Origin of the sequence: Deinococcus marmoris (genome assembly GCF_001949125.1) — a bacterium.
Taxonomy (GTDB): domain Bacteria; phylum Deinococcota; class Deinococci; order Deinococcales; family Deinococcaceae; genus Deinococcus; species Deinococcus marmoris_A.
This window is the reverse complement of sequence record NZ_MSTI01000180.1, coordinates 1-19867: the sequence shown is the minus strand read 5'-3', so window position 1 is coordinate 19867 and position 19867 is coordinate 1. Positions and strand designations below refer to the sequence as shown.

The window sequence follows — 19867 nt, the reverse complement described above, 5'->3', positions numbered from 1 at the left end:
CCCGCCACACCTCAAAAACCGCGCCCCACCCTTGCCCGTCTGGGCGAGAAGTGGGGCGCGGTGAGGCGATTACGCAGCGGGCTGTTCGGTTGTATTTTCCTCGGTCTCGGCGGCGCGGCGGCCCCGGCCCGGACGTTCGGCGGGGGCGGAGGCTTCCGGCTGTGGTGCCTGGGCAGGCGCAGGGGCCGCCGCCGGAGCCGCGCCGATGCGGGCCAGCGTGTCACCGAAGGCTTTCAGCGCGTCGCCGCCTTCCAACTCGGCCACCGCACGGGCATTCAGCGCGCCCAACTCCTCGCGGGTCACGGCATATTCGGGCGCGTCGTGGCCCTTCAGCCCCTGCAAGACGCGGTAGGCGGTGGCGGCCTCGATCCTGGCCCCCTTGCCGGTGGTCACCCCGGCGTCGCTGAGCATCTCCGCGCCGATCAGGGTGATGGTCTCGCCGCTGATCAGGGTCACGCGGTCACCACGCTCCTCCATGTGGGCGGCCAGTTGCAGCAGACCGCGCAGGTCCAGCATCTGGTGGAAGAGATCGAGGTGGGCCAGCATCGCCCCTGCTTTCTTGAGGGTATCCATAGGCCCATTATTCTGTTTTAAGCGTAAATGTCAAGTAGTATTTATAAGGAGTTGAGTGAAAAGCCATCCGAAGTCCCTGCCACACGACAAAAAGGGGAGAGGCATGCTCACCTCTCCCTTGAAGGTTCGCGGATTAGCGTTGCGCCTGGCTGCGTCCGATCAGCGTGACCTTGACCATCATCGGCTTGTTGCCCCGGAGAACCGTCAGGGTAATGGTGTCGCCGGGCCTGTAGGTCCGCACGGCGTACTGAAATTCATCGAAATTGATGATGCGCTTGCCGTTCACCTCGGTCACGATGTCGCCGGAAATGCGCTGATCCTTGTCGTTGAGTTTCAGCGGCTGAAGGCCCGCCTTCTCTGCCGGGCTGCCCGGATTGACGCCGGTGAAGAATGCGCCAGGGGTGTCCCCCAGTTTAAGCAGCGCGCTGGCACGCTTGAAATCCGTGGCGTCGATGGTCAGCAGCGCGGTGTACGGCCCGTTCAGGCTGATGCCGATGATCGGCGCGTCCAGCTTTTTCCCGGCGCGAAGCTCTGCCAGTCGGGCATCACTGGCCGTGACTGGCACCGCGAACGAGGCCGGTCCCTTCTCACGGCTGACGCTGATGTAGCTGACGATCCCGGTCAATTCGCCCCTGACATTCAGGATCGGGCCGCCGCTGTCACCGGGGATCAATGGGGCGCTCATCTGGAGGGTACCGGGCGGGAAGGTGGCCCCGCCGGGTCCGGCGTCGGCCTCCAGGCCGGTCAGGCGGCCTGTTTTGGGTTGCAGGAAGGTGCCGCCGCCGTTGCCCACCGCCAGCACCGCGTCGCCCACGCCGGGGCGGGCGCTGGCCAGCGGCACGAACGGCGTGGCCCCGGGCACCGAGACCCGCAGCAGCGCCAGATCGTCCTGATCGTCGTAGCCCACCACCTCTACCGCGTAACGTTTCTTATCCACCGTCTGCGCACTCAGTTTGCTGGCCCCTTCCACCACATGGTAGGCGGTCAGTGCCAGCCCATCCGCCGAGATCAGCACGGCAGAACCGATCCCGTCGGGTTCGTCGCAGGCTCCCGGCACCGTGTTGTCGCACTGCTCGATCCGTAGCGTGGCAGGCCGCACCTTGGAGAACAACGTCTTGAGGGTCTGTTTCTCGGCGTCCGTCAGTGGTTTTGGGGTGTTGGCGGCGCTGCTCTGGGCGGGTTTCTGGGTCTGGGCAGTTTTCTGGGCGTTGAGCGGGATGCCCCGGAAGCTCTGCAATTCGGTGGGATCGCTCAGCGTGGGCATGGAGGGCGGCGGCGGGTCAAGGGGCGCGGTGCGGGGGTCACCCAGGTTGAGCGTCGGCAGGCTGGCCCCCGGCAGTCTGTATTTCACGCCCTGCGCCCCTGCATCGGCCACCCCCAATCCACCCAGCAGCAGGCCAGTCAGCAGCAGATTGCGAAGTTTAGTGTCCCGGCCCCGGACATCCCGGCGCGGGAGACGGTCAGTCTCGGCGGTCATGGTTCATTGTGCGTGCGCCGGGGCGGTGGGTCTGTGTTGGGACTTTCCATCTGGTCTCATCCGCCCCCCAGAACGTCAGATCGCTTGCCATCAGCGTGATTGGGGAGGCGGGAGCAAGGGCTTTCTGACCCTGGCCTCCACATTTTCAACCCTGCCCGCGTCCCTCGGCCTCGGCTGGTGCTGGGTCCGGGGCGAACAGGGCAGGGGAGGGAGACAGCCCCAGGCGGCGCTCGATCAGCGCGCCCAGCCGGGCCAGGATGCCGGGGCCGCTCCAGCCGGTCACGCAGGCAGCGGCCAGCAGCAGGGCCGGGGCCGGATCGGGGCGCAGCGTCACGGTCATCAGGGCCACCACCGTCAGTGCGGCGATTCCGGCGGCCACGGCCAGCGCTGCTACTGTGCGGGCACGCGGCGTCTGATCCTGCCCCAGCAGCCGCGCCAGTTGTGTGATGCCCCCGGCCACGAAAGCCGCTCCCAGCAGCGGGGCCAGGGTCAACAGGGAGGGAGGAACAGGAGAGCTGTCGGACATGATGACCTCCGGTGGCGCGGCTGGTGGTGTTGCGGCTGAAGACGAACGCGGACGCCTGATTCTGCTGGAGGCGTATCCAGGCCCGGAGTGTAATATGTCTGTGGACATATATCAAGTGGGATGGATTCCAGTTGCAGGTCCACGGGTCATTAGACTCGGTGCATGACTGGCGAACCGTCCTTGCGTGAGCTGCCCTCACTTGATCTGCCCCAATTGGAACTGGCTGCCTGGCTGGGGGCGCGGCGTGCGGCGCTGAATTTGCAGCAGGGGCAGGTCAGCGCCCGCACGCTGGACCACGGCGGGCAGGCCGGGCGCGTGACCCAGCCGTACCTGAGCCGTCTGGAACGCGGCACCCGTCCGCTGGAAGCGCTGACCCCCGCTCGTCAGGACGCCCTGCGCCGCGCGCTGGAGATTCCGGCGGGCGAGTGGGTGGCCCGCACCGGGCTGCCGCTGCTCCAGGCTGCCCCGGGCGACGACGCCCTGGAGGTGCTGGAGCTGGTGCGTGTGCCGGTGCGCGCCCTTGCCAGCGCCGGGCTGCCCGTGACCGAAGACCACGCCAGTGTCATTGACCACGAACTGGTGCCCGTGCGCGATCACCGTCCCGGCATGCTGGTGCTGGAGGTGGGCGGCGAGTCCATGACCACCGCTGCTGGGGGCGGCATCCGCCCGGGTGACCGCATCTATGTCGATCCCGGCGATCTGGACCTGCGCGAGGGACTGGTCTACGTGCTGCACATCTCGGGGCTGGGACTGACCGTCAAACGGCTCAGACGGTACGGGGGCGCGCTGTGGCTGACCAGCGACAACCCCGATCACCCGCCCGTGAAGCCGGAGGAGGTCACGGTGGTGGGCCGGGTGTACTTTCACCAGCCGCGCGGCGTGCGCCTGTGAAGGCCGGGCGCTAGAGTTTTGGATGTGTCCGAGCCGCTCCTGACCACTGTCTTCGTCTACGGCACCCTGATGCCCGGCGAGCGCAACGCCCACATCGCCGCGCTGGGCGGCAGCTTCAGCGCCCGGCCCGCCAGTCTGGGCGGTTACCGTCTACTGCACCTGTGGCCGGAAGCGTACCCCGCTGTCGTTCCGGGCGACGGGGAAGAGGTCGTGCGCGGCTTTGCCCTGAATTACGCGCCCGCTGACTGGCCGCTGGCCCTGCCATTCCTGGATGAACTGGAAGGCATTGATGAGACGCCGCCCCTGTATACCCGCCAGCAGGTCACGCTGACGCTGGATGACGGTGAGAAGGTGCCTGCCTGGGTCTATCTCTACGCCGTGTCCGAACGCCTGAACCGCCCCGGCGTCCTCCCCGTGCCAGGAGGTGAATGGACCGCCATCCCGGACCGCACCCGCACCCGCGAGAGTGACCGCTGAAGATTGGGACCAAGAAAGCCCCATTTCAAAGCCTGCCAACCCCACCGAAACGGCAACCGAAGGCCGTCGGGCGCGAAGCGGACGGGCCGCATTTGGCGTGACGGAGCAGGGCATTAGACCCGGACGCCGCCGTCCACTCCCGCCACCCACGTCCATAAACCCGTGCCCAGTGCAACGTTAGCTCCCCCTGCCCCTCTGGGGGAGGGGGCTGGGGGGTGGGGCTGCCCGGACGTCACCGCGACCCGAAATCGCCCTGCAACCAGCCCATGCGGAGAAGCGGGCCACCGATGAAAACACGCTTCACCTCAAAGCCCAGGCCACAAAAAACCGCCGCCCCATTGTCCGGGTGGCGGTTCTTGCAGATTTGGAACTTTAGCGGACGATGCGCTGACCACGGCGAATCTTGAGCTGATCCGTCAGGGCGATGTACTCGTCATAGTTGGTGCGCTCCAGGTACTTCAGCAGGCGGCGGCGCTGGCCGTTCATGAGCTGAAGGCCGCGCTGACCGTGCTTGTCCTTCTTGTTCTCGGCGAGGTGCGCGCCCAGATTGTTGATGCGGGCGCTCAGCAGGGCCACCTGAACGGCGGTGCTGCCGGTGTCTTTGTCGCTCTTGGCGTGGGCCTGGATGGTGGCTTTCTTGTCGATCATGGGTGTTGCCTCTCTTTTCTTTTTGAAGTCTCGCGCGCAGCAGCCCCAGCAAAATCCGGCTTCGATCTTCAGAATTCGGGCTGGACCGCTCGCGGCGGCAAAGCGGACGATACCATAACCGGGCGGTCTCTGGGTTGACATCAGCACAGGCCGCCCCTAATATTGCGTTGCCTCGTTTCATCTGCGCTCGGGTGGCGGAATTGGTAGACGCGCACGCTTGAGGTGCGTGTAGCTTAGCTGTGTGGGTTCAAGTCCCATCCCGAGCACCAACATTTTCAAAGGTCAGCGCCGGATTCTCCTTGAGGGTCCGGCGCTGACCTTTGCGTAGTCAGCTTGTCGCCCCGCCCAGCAGCAGGGACAGGTGATGCTCGGCCAGGGTGCGGCCCCCGTCGTCCTGCACAGCGTCCGGCTGGGTGCCCCAGACTTGAAAGCCGTGGCGCTCATACAGGCGGCGCGCGGCGGTCTGGGTCTCGGTCACAGAGAGATGGATGGAGGTCACGCCTTCCCAGGTCCGTGCGTGCGACAGTCCCGCCCGCACCAGCGCGTCCGCGCAGCCCTGACCGCGTGCTGTTGGCGAAACGGATACGCCGAAGATGTTGGCCCGGTGTTTCAATCTGGGTCGTTCCTCGCGTCCCAGGCTCAGCAGACCCACCAGTTCGCTGCCTACGAATACGCCGAAAGTCACGAACGCTGGCCGTGGCGTGAGCTGTGCAGTAATGGATTCCAGTGTCCTGGCCTCGAACTCGGCAGCCGTGGTGATAAAGGCGTCCGGGTCACTGCGGAGGGCGGCCAGCCTCACCTCACGGTAGACGGCGGCGTCCGTCCCGGTCAGCAGGCGGACATGCGGCTCAGACACCAGCGCCTGCCCCCAGGGGCATGACCTCGGCGGGGGTGGACCGCTCCCCAGCCGCCGTCCGGTCCCGCCAGTTCAGGACGTGGCCGTCGGCGCGCACGCTGCGGATCAGGGCCAGATCGAGGTCATGGATCAGCCAGCCACTTTCGTTCCAGCCGCGCTCGGCCACGATGCCGTACTCGGGCAGGCCGTTGTCGGCGGGGGCATAGATGGCGGCGCGGCCCACGGCGTCCTCCAGGGCGTAGCTCCACGGCGCGTCGGCGATCAGCGGGGCGTGGACGGCGTAGCACTGGCCCTCCAGGGCGCGGGCCATGCTTCCCACCCGCACGCGGGTAAATCCGGCGCGGCTGCCCGTGAAGGACGGCACCAGCAACAGTTCTGCACCGCCCTCGGCCATCTGGCGGGCGGGGGCGGGGAATTCGCTGTCGTAGCAGGTGGCGACGCCGAAGCGCAGGGTCTCGCCGCCGCGCAACTCCAGTGTGAAGACCCGCACCCCCTCGCCGGGAGAAATCTGCCATTCCTCGGCCTCGAAGCGGGTCATCAGGAGCTTGTCCTGCCAGGCATAGGTGCCGTCCGGCGCGAAGACGTGGGCGCGGTTGACGAAGTCGCCAGCGTGTCCAGTCGGAATGCTGCCTGCCACAATGCACACGCCGTGCTGCCGCGCCAGCCGGGCGTGCAGGGCCAGGAACTCCGGCAGAAACGCCTGAAGCGCGGGCCGCATGCCCAGCACGTCGTGGTGCAGGTCCGGGGGCAGCAGGGCCACCAGTTCCAGCGCGGCGTATTCGGGGAAGACCAGCAGTTCTGCGCCCGCATCTGCCGCCCCGGCCACCCAACCGCCGATTTTTGCCTCGTAAGCCGCCCAGTCGGGCAGAAAGTCCACCCCGTAAGCCGCCGCCGCCACCCGCACCACTGTCATGGGCAGAGTTTAACCGCAGGCCGTCTCCGGGTCCCCAAGGTGCCTCAATGCGCGCTGTCCCAGTCCTCGATAAAGTCTTCCAGCAGGTATTCCAGCTCTTCAGCCGCCGCCTCAGCGCCCTGGCCCGCCTCGATGGAGCCGAAATAGGAGTCGCGCCAGAGGGTCACGTCGGTGTAAGGCCCGTCCTTCTGAAGCCAGCCTTCCAGCGCAGTGCTGAAGACCGTGCCCGACTTGGTGGTGGAGAACGTGAAATACAGGTTGAGCTGTGTTCGCCCCGCCCCGCCATTTTCTGTCCTGCAATTGTCGGCCACCGTGATGCCCGCGTCGTCCAGCACGCTGACCATATTGCCCAGCAACTCGTCCAGCACGGCGCTGTTTTCCTCGCTCTGGTCCGTGAAGTCCCCTGTGATGCAGACCGTCCTGAACGGCTTCAGGTTGGCCGTCTGATGGGAGGCCAGCGCTCCCCCGGAGACGGCGAGATACAGCGCGGCAGCGACGAGCAGTGGTCTTTTCATACCAGCCTCCAGAGGGATCAGGACGTGTTCTGGTTCTCATCTTATGCTTAAACTGGCCTGCCGCCATCCCCCACTGGGGGCGGGCGCTACCTTGAAGCCAAGAATGGACGCCCCCACCCCGCCCAGCCCCGGCCTGCCTGATCCCGTGCTGCCCGGCACCCACCGCGAACACGTCTGGGCAGCCCTGATGCGGGCGCGGGCCTGCGCCTACCCGCTGCCGCCGCACGGCCACCACCCCAACTTCACGCGGGCGCGGCAGGCGGGGCGGCAACTGCTGGCCCATCCGCAGGTGTCGGGCCTGCACACGTTAATTGTCGGCCCGGACCGCGTGCTGGCCCCGCTGCGAAAGCTGGCGCTGGAGGCGGGCGTCACGCTGTACGTGCCCCATCAGAAGAAGCCAGCCCAGCGGGGTCAGGTCTGGTACTGGCGGCTGAGTGACCCGGCGGGCGCACGCCTGAGCGCCATGCCGAAGGTGGGCGAGCCGGTGCTGTACGTGCCGGGCAAATCCGGGCTGGAAGACGCGCAGGCCGCCGTTCTGGGCAGCGTCGCTGTGGGGAGGGACGGCGCGCGGCTGGGCAAGGGCTTCGGCTGGGGGGCGCGTGGCCTGGGCCTGGGCCTTCCCGAGCTGACCCTGGCCCACCCGCTGATGCTGAGTTCCATGCTGCCCTGTGCCGCCGACTCGCATGTGGCCCTGATCGGGACGCCGGACGGGGTGCTGGAGGCTTCAACCCTTTAGGTTTTCAGACCTCCTGGCGGGAACCTCTCTGGCCCCGGCCTCGTACACTGCACCATGACCAAGTCGAGCAGCAACAAAACCCTCGTTCCGGCGCTGATTACGGTGGCCGGAGTGGGGCTGGCCGCCGGGGCCGCGTATCTGGCCCGCCAGCGCAAGGGAGAAGTCAAGGAATTCGTGGTGTCGCGCGTGCTGGAAGCCCCCGCCGGACGCAGCAGCTACACCGATCTGGGGCAGGGCCTGGAACGTGGCGGCATCGCGCTGGCCGGACGCGCCGCGCGGGCCGCCGACACCCCGGCCAACCGCGAGGTGCTGTCCCACATCATCGGCATCGAGCGCTGGGGCCAGAACCGCCTGCGGATGGCGCTGGGGCAGAGGCTGCACGGCTCTGGGCCGCACGGGTCCGACAGCTACCACGCCTACCGCCCCGCGCAAGACGTGACTCTGGCGGAACTGCGAAACCTGCTGTCCCAGACCCGCTCCGGCACCGTCGATCTGGCGCGGCAACTCCACGCAAACCCGCCGGAAGACGGCGCAACCGTGAACCACAACGGCCTGGGACCCCTGACCGCCAAGGCGTGGCTGCGCTACCTGACCCAGCACGCGGATCTGGAAAGCCGCAGGCTGCGCGGCGAGAAGGACACGGCCCGCCCGCAGGACGAGGTCATGCCGGAAGCCGCGCCGTCCTGAAACGGGAACAGCCGGGCAAAACACCGTTCTGACAGCGTCGGCAGAATCGCGCACCAGAGGCAGGAAATCGCCTTCCAGACGCGGTTGTGCCGATTCTTCCCTGGGCCATCACGTTCTATACGGATGGCATACAGATCTCGGAATCTTCGTCCAGAACGGTGTTTTTCAAACCGACGACTCTTTTGCGGCATGGGGCGTCTGTCGCCCTGAAGGTTGAGTCTGCTTGTCCGGCCACGCAGAAAACTGTAAGACCCTGGCCCTTACTCTGAGACTCAGATGATGGTCTCCAGGTGAGTGTTCTCAATTCCATACTGACGGCCATCGTAAAAGACCGGGCCAGTGACATCCATCTGCGTGCAGGCAGTGCCCCGGCGGGACGGGTGAACGGCCTGATCAAACGCTACGGCGAGGGCCGCCTGACCCCCGAACACGTCTCCGATTTTGCCCGCGAGATGATGCCGGGGACCATGTGGGAACAGTTTCAGGACCGCCGCGAGGCCGATTTCGCCTACGGGATCGCCGGACTGGCCCGTTTCCGGGTCAACGCCTATTACCAGCGCGGCACGGTGGGCCTGATCATGCGCGTGATCGAGGACAAGGCCATTCCCACCTTCGAGCAACTGGGGCTGCCGCAGGACACTTTCACTGAACTGACGCAGCACGAACGCGGTCTGGTGCTGGTCACCGGCCCCACGGGCAGCGGCAAGACCACGACGCTGGCCAGCATGATCGATTACATCAATACCCACCAACCGGTCAACATCGTGACCCTGGAAGACCCCATCGAGGTGCTGCACCGGGACCGCGCCGCCATGATCAGCCAGCGCGAACTGGGCATGGACACCCTGAGTTTCTCGGCAGGGCTGCGCGCCAGCATGCGCCAGGACCCCGACGTGATCCTGATCGGCGAGATGCGCGACAAGGAAACGGTGGAGGCGGCGCTCTCCGCCGCACAGACCGGGCATCTGGTCTTCAGCACGCTGCACACCCAGGACGCCATTCGCACGGTCAACCGCATCATCGATTTCTTTGCCCCGCACGAGCGCCTTCAGGTGCGTCACAGCCTCTCGGAGAGCGTCGTGGGCATCGTCAGTCAGCGCCTGTTGCCGCGCCAGGGCGGGGGCCGGGTGCTGGGCATGGAAATCCTGCTGGGCACGCCCACCGTCCGCGAGTGCATCAAGGACCCCGAACGCACCGAGGAAATCAAGCAGGCCCTGCTGGAAGGCGGCTCACGCGGCATGCAGACCTTCGATCAGCATCTCGCCGCGCTGGTGCAGGACGGCCACATGACCACCGAGGACGCGATGGCCTCGGCCACCAGCCCGCATGAGCTGAAGATTCTGCTGATGCAGCGGCAGTACGTGTCTTAACCAGCACATGGGTCAATGGGGGAGTGGGTGGTCCGGGACCCGTCCCTCTACACTTGTCCCATGATCATCAAGTACGGCGGCAACGCCATGAAAAACCCCGAACTGCGCCGGACGGTGGCCGCCGAGATCGCGGCCCTGCGCGCCCAATCCCTGCCCGTGGTGGTCCACGGCGGCGGTCCCGTCATCGAGCGGGAACTGACGGCGCGCGGCCTGACCAGCACCTTCAAAGACGGTCTGCGCGTCACGCCCCCCGAACTGATGGACGTGGTGGAAATGGCCCTGTGTGCGCTGAACAAGCGTCTGAGTCAGGAGGTGGGGCAGGCGGTGGGCCTGATGGGCCGCGACAGCGAATTGCTGCGCGCCGAAGTTCTTGACCCCGAACTGGGCCGGGTGGGGCGCGTGACGGGGGTGAATGCCGATCTCCTGCGGACCCTGCTGGGCGCTGGAATCACCCCGGTGCTGGGCTGCGTCGCTGTGGGGCCGGACGGCGAGGCCCTGAACATCAATGCCGATACGGCAGCCGGGGCGGTGGCCGGGGCACTGGGCCAGGGCATCGTCTTTCTGACCGATGTGGACGGTGTTTACCGTGACTATCCCGATCCTGCCAGTCTGGCCCCGCACCTGACCCGCGCTGAAGTCGAGGCGGGCGTGGCGGCAGGCTGGATCGCCGGAGGCATGATTCCCAAGGTCCGCGCCGCGCTGGACGCCCTGGAACGCGGCGCACCGTTTGCCACCATCGCCAGCGGGATGACGGCGGGGGTGCTGACAGCGGCAGTACGGGGCGAGGCGGGCACGCGCATCACGCCCTGAGCTGTCCCGATTGGGCAGGCGCTAGCGCACCACGCTGAAAATCAGGGTGTCGCGCAGCCTGCCCGGCTCGTTCGCCGCCACCGCGTTGTTTCTGAGGGTGGCGTCAAGGGTGTATTCCAGCGTGCGGGGAATGCGGGCGCTGCGTTCGTTCGTGCTGTCGCAGCGGATCTCGATGCGGCGCAACCCCAGCGTCTTCAGGCCGAAGGTGGTGAGCGCCCCGGCCACCTCCTGCGCGTAGCCCAGGCCAGTGTGGGCGCTGGAAATCCAGTAGCCGATCTCGCCCTTCGGCACGCGCCAGTCCAGGGCGTGAAAGCCGCTGCTGCCGATCAGTTGCGTTCCTGCCGCATTCCAGACCAGCAGGCGCAGTTCCTCGCGGGTGGCGTAGCGCTCCTCGGCCCCGCGCAGATTCTCGGCTGTGGCATGCAGATCAGCCGGTTCCTGCGCCCAGACCATCCACTTCTGGAGTTCGGGCAGCGAGACCTGAACTGCCGCATGGAGCGCCGCCGCGTCCTCTGGCCGGGGAGCGCGCAGCAGCAGCCGGGGCGTGCGGAGTTCGCTGGGGATGTGCGGGCTGGAGGTCTGTGGCGCGGTCATGGAATGAACTCCTCCAGGATGGCCAGCCGCTCCCGCAGGGTCGCCTCGTCTGCGGCCACGAGGTTGACATGCCCCAGCTTGCGCCCCGCCCGCCACGCCTTGTGGTACAGATGCAGCCGCGTGCCGGGCAGCGCATCGATGCCCGCCCAATCCGGCCCCAGATTCTGCCCATCTGGTCCCTCTATCCCGATGATGTTGACCATCGCGCAGGGGTGCAGGGGCCGCCAGTCGGCCAGCGGCAGCCCCAGCACGGCGCGCACCTGCGCTTCAAACTGGCTGACGCCGCCGCCGTCCTGGGTCAGGTGCCCGCTGTTGTGGACGCGCGGGGCCACCTCGTTGACCAGCAGTTCGCCGCCGGGGAGCTGAAAGAATTCCAGCGTCATCAGCCCTTCCAGTGCCCACGCCTGCGCCACCCGCCCGGCGATCTCGCGGGCCTGGGCCTCGTGCGGGTCACCCTCCAGAAACAGGCTGGTCCGCAGAATGCCGTCTCTGTGGACATTCTGGGTCAGGGGTCCGAAGGCCAGCGCACCGTCCGGGCCGCGTGCCACCGCCAGACTGACCTCGCGCCTGAATTGCACCAGTCCTTCCAGCACGCAGGGAACGCGCCCCAGTTCGTCCCAGGCAACACGCAAGCCTGCCGTATCCGATACGCGCGCCTGCCCCTTGCCGTCGTAGCCCAGTTCGGACGTTTTGAGGATGCCCTGCCCGCCGACCCGCTCCAGTGCGCCGTCCAGATCGGTCCCGGTCTCGATGACCATGAACGGTGCAGTCTGTGCCCCCGCCGCCCGGAGCGCCTCTTTCTCACGGGCGCGGTGCTTGCTGCGCTCCAGCAGCCCCCGGCCCGGACGCACGGGCACGCGGCCTTCCAGCGCCGTCAACGCTTCCACCGGCACGTTCTCGAATTCCAGCGTCACGGCGTCGCAGGCGGCCAGCGCGTCCAGCCCCGCCGCGTCGGTGTACGGCGCGTGCAGGTGGGTGGCGCACAGCCGCGCGGGGGCCTGCGCGTCCGGCTCCAGCACGGTCACGCGCACGCCCAGCGGCAGGGCGGCCAGCGCCAGCATCTGCGCCAGTTGCCCGCCGCCCAGAATGCCCAGATGTGGGGAGTCGGCGCTCATTCCGCGCCTGCTTCGGGGTGGCCTTCAAAAAAAGGATCGTCCAGCACGGCCTGCGTCTGCTGCGCCCGGAAGGTATCTAGTCGGTCCCGAACGTCTTCATCCGTGGTGGCGAGGATGGCGGCGGCGAACAGCGCGGCATTTTTGGCCCCCGCCGTCCCGATGGCGAAGGTGGCGACGGGCACTCCCCCCGGCATCTGCACGATGCTCAGCAGGCTGTCGTTGCCGCTCAGCGCACGGGACTGCACCGGAACGCCCAGCACTGGCACGCGCGTAAAGGCCGCCAGCATTCCTGGCAGGTGTGCCGCCCCGCCCGCCCCGGCGATGATGCAGCTCAGGTTCAATCTCTCCGCCCGCGCCGCGTAACTGGGCAGCAGGTCCGGCGTGCGGTGGGCTGACAGCACCCGGACCTCGTAGGGAATCTGAAGCTGGGCCAGAACCTCCAGCGCTGCCTCCATCGTGGGAAAGTCGCTGCGGCTGCCCATCACCACGCCCACGCGCGGCGACGGTGTTTGACTCGGGGACGGTGCCTGCCTCGGGAACGATGTCTGGCTCACGCCCCGCATGCTACCCGGACGCGCTGACCTGTGCGTCTGGGCCAGTGCGCTACTTTGGGGCCTGTGACCCGGCTGCCCGACACTGCTTTCCCTGGTACTGCTCTGCCCGACACTACTTTGCCCGATTATGGCTGGCTGTTCTCGCGCACGCGCTCTGGCCGGGCGCGGGGGCCGGGAGGCGCACGGGCGCTGCTGGACCTGCTGACTCCGGGTGGGCTGGATTCGCCCGACACCCGCTTTCAGTCCATCCGCGTGATCGGCACCAACGGCAAGGGCAGCACCTGCGCCATGCTGGAAGCGGGCCTGCTGGCCGCCGGGCTGCGCGTGGGCCGCTTCACCAGCCCGCACCTGCACGCCTACGAGGAACGCATCCGCGTGAACGGTGTCAACCTGGCCCCGGCCCGCACACGCGACTTTATCCAGTGGGCCAGAATCCACGCCCCGGACGCCGCCTTCTTCGATCTGACCCTGGCGCTGGCCTGTCGGGTCTTTGCCGAAGACGGGGTAGAGGTGGCCGTGATGGAAGCGGGCGTGGGCGGCAGGAGCGACGCCACCCACGCGCTGGGCAACGTCGTGGCGGTGGCGCTGACCAACGCGGACCTCGATCACACAGGGGTGCTGGGGGCCACCGTGGCCGAGATCGCCCGTGACAAGGCGGGGGCGGCCCTCTCTGGCGTTCCCTTGCTGACCACCGCGACTGGCGAGGCACTGGCCGTGGCGCGGGAGGTGGCGGGCGAGACCGGCGCACCGCTGCTGACCCCCCGGACCCATCCTGAACTCTTTGCCCTGCCCCACGCGCCCTGGCTGCAAGGCGCGCATCAGTACCTCAACGCGGCCCTGGCCGCCGCCACCCTGCGAACGCTGGGCCACGGTGACGGCATAGAGGCGGCGCTGAACGCCCGGCATTCCGTGCGCCTGGAACGCCTGAGCGTGGACGGCAAAACCGTGCTGCTGGACGGCGCACACAACCCACACGCCACCCGCGCCCTGGCCCTGGCCGTGCCCCATGCCGACGTGCTGCTGTTCGGCAATCTGGCGCGCAAGGACACCCCGGCCACGCTTGCGCCGTTGCTGCCGCTGACGGGGGTGCGGGTCTTCACGGCCACGGGCGATCTGGCCACGCCACCGCAGGAACTGGCTGCCCGTTTTGGCGGCGTGGCCCTGCCTGATCCCGCCGAGGCGCTGGCCCACGCGCTGGCGCTGACCCCGGTGGGTGGCACGTTGCTGGTGGCGGGCAGCCTGTATCTGGCGGCGGACGTGCGGGCGCGGCTTGACAGAGGCTGAGAACTTGCTATACTCCGCTCTGCTCTGGATCGTTAGCTCAATTGGTAGAGCAGCTGACTCTTAATCAGCGGGTTGTAGGTTCGATTCCTACACGATCCACCACCAGAAAGCCTCGCCCAGCGCGGGGTTTTTTTAATTCCCCGTCTTTTCGCGTGCTGGCGGGCGCATAACTCCTGCCTCAATGGACTCTGGCCTCTGTGAGAGTCAAGAAATCCCTCAAGTGCTTTCCAGACTGGATTGCGCTGGCGCGTCCGTCCCGCAGGGCCTTCTGTGGGTGGCCCTCTAGGAGCTTTGGGGCGCTGCTCTCTGGCGGGCGTCATTTTCAGGGGTGAAAGCGGGTCAGCGCCTCGCCTTTGTCCTCCCGTTCTCCCCCTGAATCTGAAAAGTAAGAAAAAGCTCATCCCAAACGGTATTGCGAGCGGTTAAGATAAAGGCGAGGTAAACAGGTTTGAATCACGCGTCCATCCGGGCTGCCCTGGCAGCGGCACTGGTGATGGGACTGGGCCTGAGTGCCCGCTCCCTGACCCCGGCGAACATGACTTTACTTCCTGGCCCGGCCCTGGATTACAGCGGTCCCGTGGTCATCCGCAAAGGGGGCACGTACCGGGGCAACTGGCAGAGCCTGAACCCTAAAATTCCTGTGATCACCATCGCCACGCGCGAGCCGGTCATCATCGAGGATTCTTACCTGCGGGGACGCGGGGACCTGATTCGCGGTTTCAACGTCGATCTGACCGTGCGAAACACCCACGGCTATGGCCTGAACCCCCAGGCGGACGGAGCCTTTCCGGGGCGCTTTCTGGCTGTCGAATTCATTGCCAATCTGCGGGCCGAGAACAATTACCTGCAAGGCACTTCTGGGATGTACGTCAATACCTTTCAGGGGGATGCGGCCAGGGGTCAGACCATCAAGATCCTGCGCAACAAGGTGCAGGATGTCGATGGCCGTTACGTGGACGGCACGGGACGCCCGACGGGCAGCCGCTACAACGTGCAGGCGGTCCAGCTCAATCACGTCGTCGGCGTGCCCAACATCGAAATTGCCTGGAATGCGATGGTCAACCAGCCCGGCAAGAGTGCGCCCGAGGAAAACATCAATCTGTACGAGAGCAGCGGCACGGCCAGCAGCCCTATTCGGATTCACAACAATTACATCCACGGGGCCTACGCCGTCGATCCGCTGAAAGACAAGGCCTATTCCGGCGGCGGCATCATGCTGGGCGACGGCAGCGAGAAGGACCTGTCGGTGGTGGGCGGCTATATCGAGGTCTACCGCAACCAGATCATCAACACGTCCAATCAGGGCGTGGCTATTGCGGGCGGACACGATCAGCACGTCTGGCAGAACCGCATCCTGTCCACGGGCCGTCTGCCGGGCGGCGAGATCATTCCCACCGCGAATGTCGGAATCTACATGTGGGACATCCTGGGCGGCGCACGCCAGTCCCCGCCCACCTTCTTCGGCAATTCCATTCAGGACAACCTGATCGGCTGGACGCGCTTTCACGGCGACGGCAAGAGCTGGTACAACAACCTCTGGACGCCCAGTTGCACCAGTGCCACCCGCAGCGTCTGCCGCAACAACCGGGCCAGCGCCGTCGATGGGGGCACCGAACGTGCGGAGCTGGCGCTGTGGCAGGGCAAATTGCGCGCCTCAAAGATGGTGGTCGGCCCCCAGAAACCGCTGCTCGGTCTGAAAAACTAGCCGGGCAGTTGGAGCGTCACGGCGATAGTCACTGATCCACCTGTACGCTATGTCCGCACAAACCCACTTTACTTTTCACAGTAGGCGAGTAAAGTAGCGGGCGTGACTTGGCTCAAACCAGTAGACATTGCAGGGGACGCCCAGGCTGCGTACACCACCTTTCTGAGCGATCTGGACGCCCGCCTGAGCGATCCTGACTGTGACCGCTCGGCCCTGGCGCGCGAGGTGCTGTCGCAGGCCATGTACGGGCGCAGTTACGCCGATCTGCTCAGCGACGCCCCGCTGGCCGCCCTGAATCTGGACGCCCGCAACGTGACCTTCGAGGCCGAGTATTACCTGACCACCGACACCGAGAAGTTCGCGGCGGTCAAGCCGCTGCTGTGGCTCTGGAAAAATCTCGATCTGACGCCTGTGGGCCAGAATCCGGTGATCGCCATTCCGCTGCGGCGCATCCTGGCTGGGCGCATCTTCAAACGTGTGGGCCACGACTTCAAGTGCTGGCAGAATGTGGAATTCAGCGTGGGCTACAACATGGAGGTCGGCAACGACGTGGTGGTCCACCGCCATGTGCTGCTGGACGACATCGGCGGCATCGAACTGCACGACAACGCCAGCGTCAGCGATTACGTCAACATCTACAGCCACACCCACAGCGTGCTGGACGGCCCGGACGTGACCCTGCGCCGCACCGTGATCGGGCGCGGGGCGCGCATCACCTATCACAGCACCGTGCTGGCCGGAAGCGTGGTCAGCGACGACGCCCTGCTGGCCACCCACGCCCTGCTGCGCGGCGACATTGAGCCGCACGGCATCGCGATGGGCCTGCCCGCCCGCACCACCCGTCTCAAGTTGCGGGAAGCCAGCCCATTGGAAGCTGATCAGTTGGGCAGTGAAGGCGTCGATGCCCGCACCTACCCCCGCACGCCGGACCGCAAGGCCAATCCGCAGTTCCCGCACCCTACCCCCGGCCAGACCCGCAGACCGGATGAGGCCAGGGATGAAGTTCAGCGCCCGGCGAAACTGGTGATCGGCGAACGCTGAAGCCCTGCTTTGATGACGGACTGCTCAGGTCTGTCCCGCTCAGGTTTCTGCGGTCTGATCGTCCACCAGCGCTTCGGCTGCCGCGCTCTTGACCGCTTCCATGCCCGCCTTCGCGCCGTCCTCGCTGGCGTAGTTCTGGCTGCCGCCGATCACCTGACCGTTGCCCGCCTTGAGGTTAAACCGCTTGCCGCTGGCGGTCATCTCGTACATCCTGTCGTTGGCGGCGTTCTTCTTGACCGAGGCGATGCCGTTCGTGGCCGCCGCCCTGGTGGTGTAGCGCTCGCTGGTCAGCACGGTCTGGCCGTTGCCGGACACCAGATTGAACATGAACTGATCGCCGGACATCTTCAACACGAATTTCGCTGCCATAGGGGTCCCTCCAGGGGTGAATTGTCGGTCTGTTTACTGTACATCAGGTCATGATCAGAGGCCGGATCAGCTTCGGGGATAGGGTAAAAGCATGAGGAAGGCGGCGCTGGCGCTGGGCGTATTGACGACATGTGGCCTGCTGGGCGAATCAGGCTTGGGCCTGTCCGGTCCGGCTGTCCAGCCGCCGCCTGCTGGTCTGTACGGCTGGGACTGGCAGATTGGCGCGCAAACGGCGGCCCAGGTCCGCGTTCCGCCTGGCCTGAAACTGATCGATCTGGACGGCTTCGAGACCACGGCGGCGCAGGTGGACAGCCTTAAAAAACAGGGCCTGTACGTGGTGTGTTACATCAACGCCGGAAGCTACGAGCCGTATCGCCCAGATTCCGCACGTTATCCGGCCCGGCTGAAACTGGGCGTGGACCCCAGTTGGCAGGACGAGGCGTTCGTGGACGTGCGCGACGTCTTCCTGCCCCGTTCCGTGCTGGCCGACATTCTGCGGGAAAGACTGCGTCTGTGCCGTAAGAAAGGATTTCAGGCCGTGGAACCGGACAACCTCCAGAACGACGAGAACGTGCCAGGGGGCGTGATCTCCCTTCAGGATCAGGTGGACTTCTCCGGCTGGCTGGCCGACGAGGCGCACGCACTGGGGCTGGCGATCTTCCAGAAAAACGGCCCGGACAAGGTGCTGCTGAAAGACCGAACCGGGCGGCGGCTGGCCGATAAATTCGACGGCATCCTGAACGAGAGCTGCCACGAATTCGACGAGTGCGCGCCGCCGGCCGAGTACGTCAAGCGCGGCAAGCCTGCCCTGAACGTGGAGTACAAGCAGAAGTTCCTGAATTGCGCCGAGGCCCGCCGCCTAGGCATCAACTCGATGTTCAAGGACCTGTATCTGCGTGGTGGGCGCGAGACCGCTTACCGACGCGTGGCCTGTCCGGCAAAGTAGTCTTGAGACAGGGCGTCTTATCAATGGTTCGGACAGTTTTAAGCGGCTTTCAGTCCAAAATTAAGCGGCCCAGACGGGTTCGCAATTAATTCTTCAAAGCGGGCCTCAAGACCCAGATTGACTAAAATCACCTGGGCGAACAGCGCGTTGTACGCTCTGCGCTTCAAATCCTCTACTCCGAACACCAAGGTCTGTGCCCCATTGTTGGCCCGAAGGGCTTCCAATCGTGCCAGGTTCATCACCAGTAGGGTCAGATTCCAATGGCTTTCGAGGGCCTGCTGGGTTCGCATTTGAGCGTCCTGAAGGCCCAGGAACTGCTTGCCGTCTCGGAAGACGTACTCGATCTCAAAACGGCTGCGGTACAGCGCCACGACTTCAGATGCGGACATGGTGATGTCGGTGCTGAATAACACGGCGTACTTGATGACCTGGCCGTGGTGATCCAGAACCTGGATCACCACCACCCGCAGCAACCGCTTCCATCGCACGCCCCAGACCACCTGGGTCAAGATGCGCTCGGCCGCGCTTTCGTTCACCACATCAAAGCGGCTCAGGTCAGCGAAGGTGACCTTGCCATCGTGTTTTCTCTTCGGTCCTCGGCGTTGCTGGTCTGGGCCATCGTAAACATAGTTCAGGTTGGCATTGCGCTGGAGTTTTGAGATCAGGGCAAAACCGTGACCCGTCACGGTTTCCACAAAGAGGTCTTTGGCGTATTGTCCATCGGCGACCACGGCCCGCAGGAGAATCTCTGGGTGGTGTTCGAGTTCGCCCAACACCGCGTCAAGCTGATCGTTGTACTGAACCAGACGATCTCTGCATTCCTTTTTGGGGCGGGTTTGCTGAGCATGAATGGGGAAGACCTGGCGCATCTGGACATTGATCAGCGCACAGCACGACAGTTCCGTCCCCCGCTCAGACCGGCCTGTCGAGCCATTCCAGAACGAACCGATGTTTTGGGTTTTGGTTCCTGATTTTCTCTGGAAGGACGCATCAATGCTCAGGAGAAACAGCGGAAAGAGCAGGCCACTCCGGACTGCTGTGGTCACCACCGCCATGTGCAAGTCCCACCAGGGCAAGGCACCATCATCACGACGATGGTGCCAGCGCCGAATCGTCCGATCAGAACAGCCCGCATACCGCGAGAGATTGGGCGCGTTGTACCGTCCCGGAACGGCCAGGTACACACTCAAGATGACCACCAGGAAGTTGCGCTGTGTTTTCCGCAGTGAGACGGTCTTCAGGACGTGATGTAGGATGCCGATCAGACCTGCCGGGAGTTGAGTTTGCACGACCCACTATCGGCGGGTCTCCATTTTTGTCAAAAACTGTCCGAACCATTGATAAGCAATGGTTCGGACAGTTTTCAAATTCGGAGATTCAAATGCGATGAACACAGCGTCTTTAGCTCCTCCCCCTTGATGGGGAGGCTGGGAGGGGGCGAGATGAAACGCCGTCCCAGTGCCACTTTTCGCCCGATAGACAAAAATCTTCGTCAAAAGTGTCCGAACCATTGCTTATACGGATTCCGTTTGTTTCGTGTATGAATCGGAACAGTGCCGATCCCTCCAGTCCACGCCCGGAACCCGTTTTTCTCCTGCTCACTATCGTCGCGAACAGACGCCCATGAGGACGCTGCTCCTCCCGCTCGGATTACGGGTGTTTTCAACACCCTCTAATCGGAGTCCGTATTACTCATGAGTTACATTTATGCAGTTTTCTCCAAATATGCGGTCTGGAACAGCGTTTGGCGGAAGGACATCTGAGCCAATTGAATCTGTGC

General features: G+C 65.4%; 21 protein-coding genes, 2 tRNA genes and 1 pseudogene. 12 read left to right on the top strand and 12 right to left on the bottom strand.

Features of this window, described 5'->3' with window-relative positions; all coding sequences use genetic code 11:
• Positions 1–69 precede the first annotated feature (69 nt).
• The 3 genes from BOO71_RS25595 to BOO71_RS25585 form a co-directional block, all read right to left on the bottom strand.
• Positions 70–573, bottom strand: a complete 504-nt coding sequence (locus BOO71_RS25595) for a multidrug DMT transporter (RefSeq protein WP_075836610.1) — start codon at positions 571–573, stop codon at positions 70–72.
• A gap of 133 nt (positions 574–706) precedes the next feature.
• The gene (locus BOO71_RS25590; RefSeq protein WP_254843277.1) at positions 707–2050 is read right to left on the bottom strand and encodes a S1C family serine protease; all 1344 of its coding nucleotides are present in this window, start codon (positions 2048–2050) and stop codon (positions 707–709) included.
• Between the two features lie 145 nt (positions 2051–2195).
• A complete protein-coding gene (locus BOO71_RS25585; protein WP_075836608.1) occupies positions 2196–2576 on the bottom strand; it encodes a hypothetical protein in 381 nt (126 codons plus the stop codon).
• Between the two features lie 162 nt (positions 2577–2738).
• On the opposite strand from BOO71_RS25585, the gene BOO71_RS25580 reads away from it, so the two are divergent.
• Both BOO71_RS25580 and BOO71_RS25575 read left to right on the top strand, forming a co-directional pair.
• A complete protein-coding gene (locus tag BOO71_RS25580) occupies positions 2739–3467 on the top strand; it encodes a S24 family peptidase (protein WP_075836606.1) in 729 nt (242 codons plus the stop codon).
• A 24-nt stretch (positions 3468–3491) separates the two neighbouring features.
• A complete protein-coding gene (locus BOO71_RS25575) occupies positions 3492–3944 on the top strand; it encodes a gamma-glutamylcyclotransferase family protein (RefSeq protein WP_075836604.1) in 453 nt (150 codons plus the stop codon).
• A gap of 372 nt (positions 3945–4316) precedes the next feature.
• Here BOO71_RS25575 and rpsO read toward each other — a convergent pair whose 3' ends face one another.
• Positions 4317–4592 carry a 30S ribosomal protein S15 gene (rpsO, locus tag BOO71_RS25570; protein ID WP_075837046.1) on the bottom strand — a complete coding sequence of 92 codons (276 nt, stop codon included), beginning with the start codon at positions 4590–4592 and terminating at the stop codon, positions 4317–4319.
• 185 nt (positions 4593–4777) lie between these two features.
• Here rpsO and BOO71_RS25565 point away from each other — a divergent pair.
• Positions 4778–4861 (top strand) — tRNA-Leu (locus BOO71_RS25565).
• 59 nt (positions 4862–4920) lie between these two features.
• On the opposite strand, the gene BOO71_RS25560 is transcribed toward BOO71_RS25565, so the two are convergent.
• Genes BOO71_RS25560 through BOO71_RS25550 form a run of 3 tightly spaced genes read right to left on the bottom strand, consistent with a single transcriptional unit; the run spans position 4921 to position 6876 of the window.
• Complete coding sequence (locus BOO71_RS25560; RefSeq protein WP_075837045.1) at positions 4921–5448, bottom strand: GNAT family N-acetyltransferase; 528 nt, start codon at positions 5446–5448, stop codon at positions 4921–4923.
• The gene (locus tag BOO71_RS25555) at positions 5441–6361 is read right to left on the bottom strand and encodes a carbon-nitrogen hydrolase family protein (protein WP_075837044.1); all 921 of its coding nucleotides are present in this window, start codon (positions 6359–6361) and stop codon (positions 5441–5443) included. The genes BOO71_RS25560 and BOO71_RS25555 overlap by 8 nt, the downstream gene beginning before the upstream one ends.
• A gap of 44 nt (positions 6362–6405) precedes the next feature.
• On the bottom strand, positions 6406–6876 hold the full coding sequence (locus BOO71_RS25550) for a hypothetical protein (RefSeq protein WP_075837043.1): 471 nt from the start codon (positions 6874–6876) through the stop codon (positions 6406–6408).
• A gap of 103 nt (positions 6877–6979) precedes the next feature.
• On the opposite strand from BOO71_RS25550, the gene BOO71_RS25545 reads away from it, so the two are divergent.
• From BOO71_RS25545 to argB, 4 genes and pseudogenes are all read left to right on the top strand, one after another.
• Positions 6980–7612, top strand: coding sequence for a 5-formyltetrahydrofolate cyclo-ligase (locus BOO71_RS25545; protein ID WP_075837042.1), 633 nt, complete (start codon positions 6980–6982; stop codon positions 7610–7612).
• Between the two features lie 54 nt (positions 7613–7666).
• Positions 7667–8299: a DinB family protein gene (locus BOO71_RS25540; protein WP_075837041.1), complete on the top strand. Its 633-nt coding sequence runs from the start codon at positions 7667–7669 to the stop codon at positions 8297–8299.
• 287 nt (positions 8300–8586) lie between these two features.
• Positions 8587–9669, top strand: a pseudogene (locus BOO71_RS25535) (PilT/PilU family type 4a pilus ATPase); the annotation flags it as partial.
• A gap of 60 nt (positions 9670–9729) precedes the next feature.
• Positions 9730–10479, top strand: coding sequence for an acetylglutamate kinase (gene argB, locus BOO71_RS25530; protein WP_075837039.1), 750 nt, complete (start codon positions 9730–9732; stop codon positions 10477–10479).
• Between the two features lie 21 nt (positions 10480–10500).
• On the opposite strand, the gene BOO71_RS25525 is transcribed toward argB, so the two are convergent.
• Genes BOO71_RS25525 through purE form a run of 3 tightly spaced genes read right to left on the bottom strand, consistent with a single transcriptional unit; the run spans position 10501 to position 12682 of the window.
• Positions 10501–11073: a GNAT family N-acetyltransferase gene (locus BOO71_RS25525; protein WP_075837038.1), complete on the bottom strand. Its 573-nt coding sequence runs from the start codon at positions 11071–11073 to the stop codon at positions 10501–10503.
• Entirely contained in the window at positions 11070–12188 is a 1119-nt protein-coding gene (gene purK / locus BOO71_RS25520; RefSeq protein ID WP_075837037.1) for a 5-(carboxyamino)imidazole ribonucleotide synthase, read from the bottom strand. Before purK ends, BOO71_RS25525 begins: the two co-directional genes overlap by 4 nt.
• Positions 12185–12682 (bottom strand): 5-(carboxyamino)imidazole ribonucleotide mutase, encoded by a 498-nt coding sequence (gene purE, locus BOO71_RS25515; RefSeq protein WP_303046805.1) that lies wholly within the window; start codon positions 12680–12682, stop codon positions 12185–12187. Before purE ends, purK begins: the two co-directional genes overlap by 4 nt.
• Before the next feature lie 132 nt (positions 12683–12814).
• Here purE and BOO71_RS25510 point away from each other — a divergent pair, with 132 nt between their 5' ends.
• The 4 genes from BOO71_RS25510 to BOO71_RS25495 all read left to right on the top strand — a co-directional run bounded on the left by BOO71_RS25510 (position 12815) and on the right by BOO71_RS25495 (position 16772).
• Complete coding sequence (locus BOO71_RS25510; RefSeq protein WP_139323206.1) at positions 12815–14026, top strand: glutamate ligase domain-containing protein; 1212 nt, start codon at positions 12815–12817, stop codon at positions 14024–14026.
• Positions 14027–14052: 26 nt separating this feature from the next.
• A tRNA-Lys gene (locus BOO71_RS25505) sits at positions 14053–14128 on the top strand.
• A gap of 346 nt (positions 14129–14474) precedes the next feature.
• A complete protein-coding gene (locus BOO71_RS25500; RefSeq protein ID WP_075837036.1) occupies positions 14475–15731 on the top strand; it encodes a hypothetical protein in 1257 nt (418 codons plus the stop codon).
• Positions 15732–15833: 102 nt separating this feature from the next.
• Complete coding sequence (locus BOO71_RS25495; protein WP_075837035.1) at positions 15834–16772, top strand: acyltransferase; 939 nt, start codon at positions 15834–15836, stop codon at positions 16770–16772.
• 39 nt (positions 16773–16811) lie between these two features.
• On the opposite strand, the gene BOO71_RS25490 is transcribed toward BOO71_RS25495, so the two are convergent.
• Entirely contained in the window at positions 16812–17141 is a 330-nt protein-coding gene (locus tag BOO71_RS25490; protein ID WP_075837034.1) for a YegP family protein, read from the bottom strand.
• Positions 17142–17232: 91 nt separating this feature from the next.
• Here BOO71_RS25490 and BOO71_RS25485 point away from each other — a divergent pair, with 91 nt between their 5' ends.
• On the top strand, positions 17233–18087 hold the full coding sequence (locus tag BOO71_RS25485) for an endo alpha-1,4 polygalactosaminidase (protein ID WP_075837033.1): 855 nt from the start codon (positions 17233–17235) through the stop codon (positions 18085–18087).
• A 38-nt stretch (positions 18088–18125) separates the two neighbouring features.
• Here BOO71_RS25485 and BOO71_RS25480 read toward each other — a convergent pair whose 3' ends face one another.
• Positions 18126–19376, bottom strand: a complete 1251-nt coding sequence (locus BOO71_RS25480) for a transposase (RefSeq protein ID WP_083653839.1) — start codon at positions 19374–19376, stop codon at positions 18126–18128.
• Between the last annotated feature and the right edge of the window lie 491 nt (positions 19377–19867).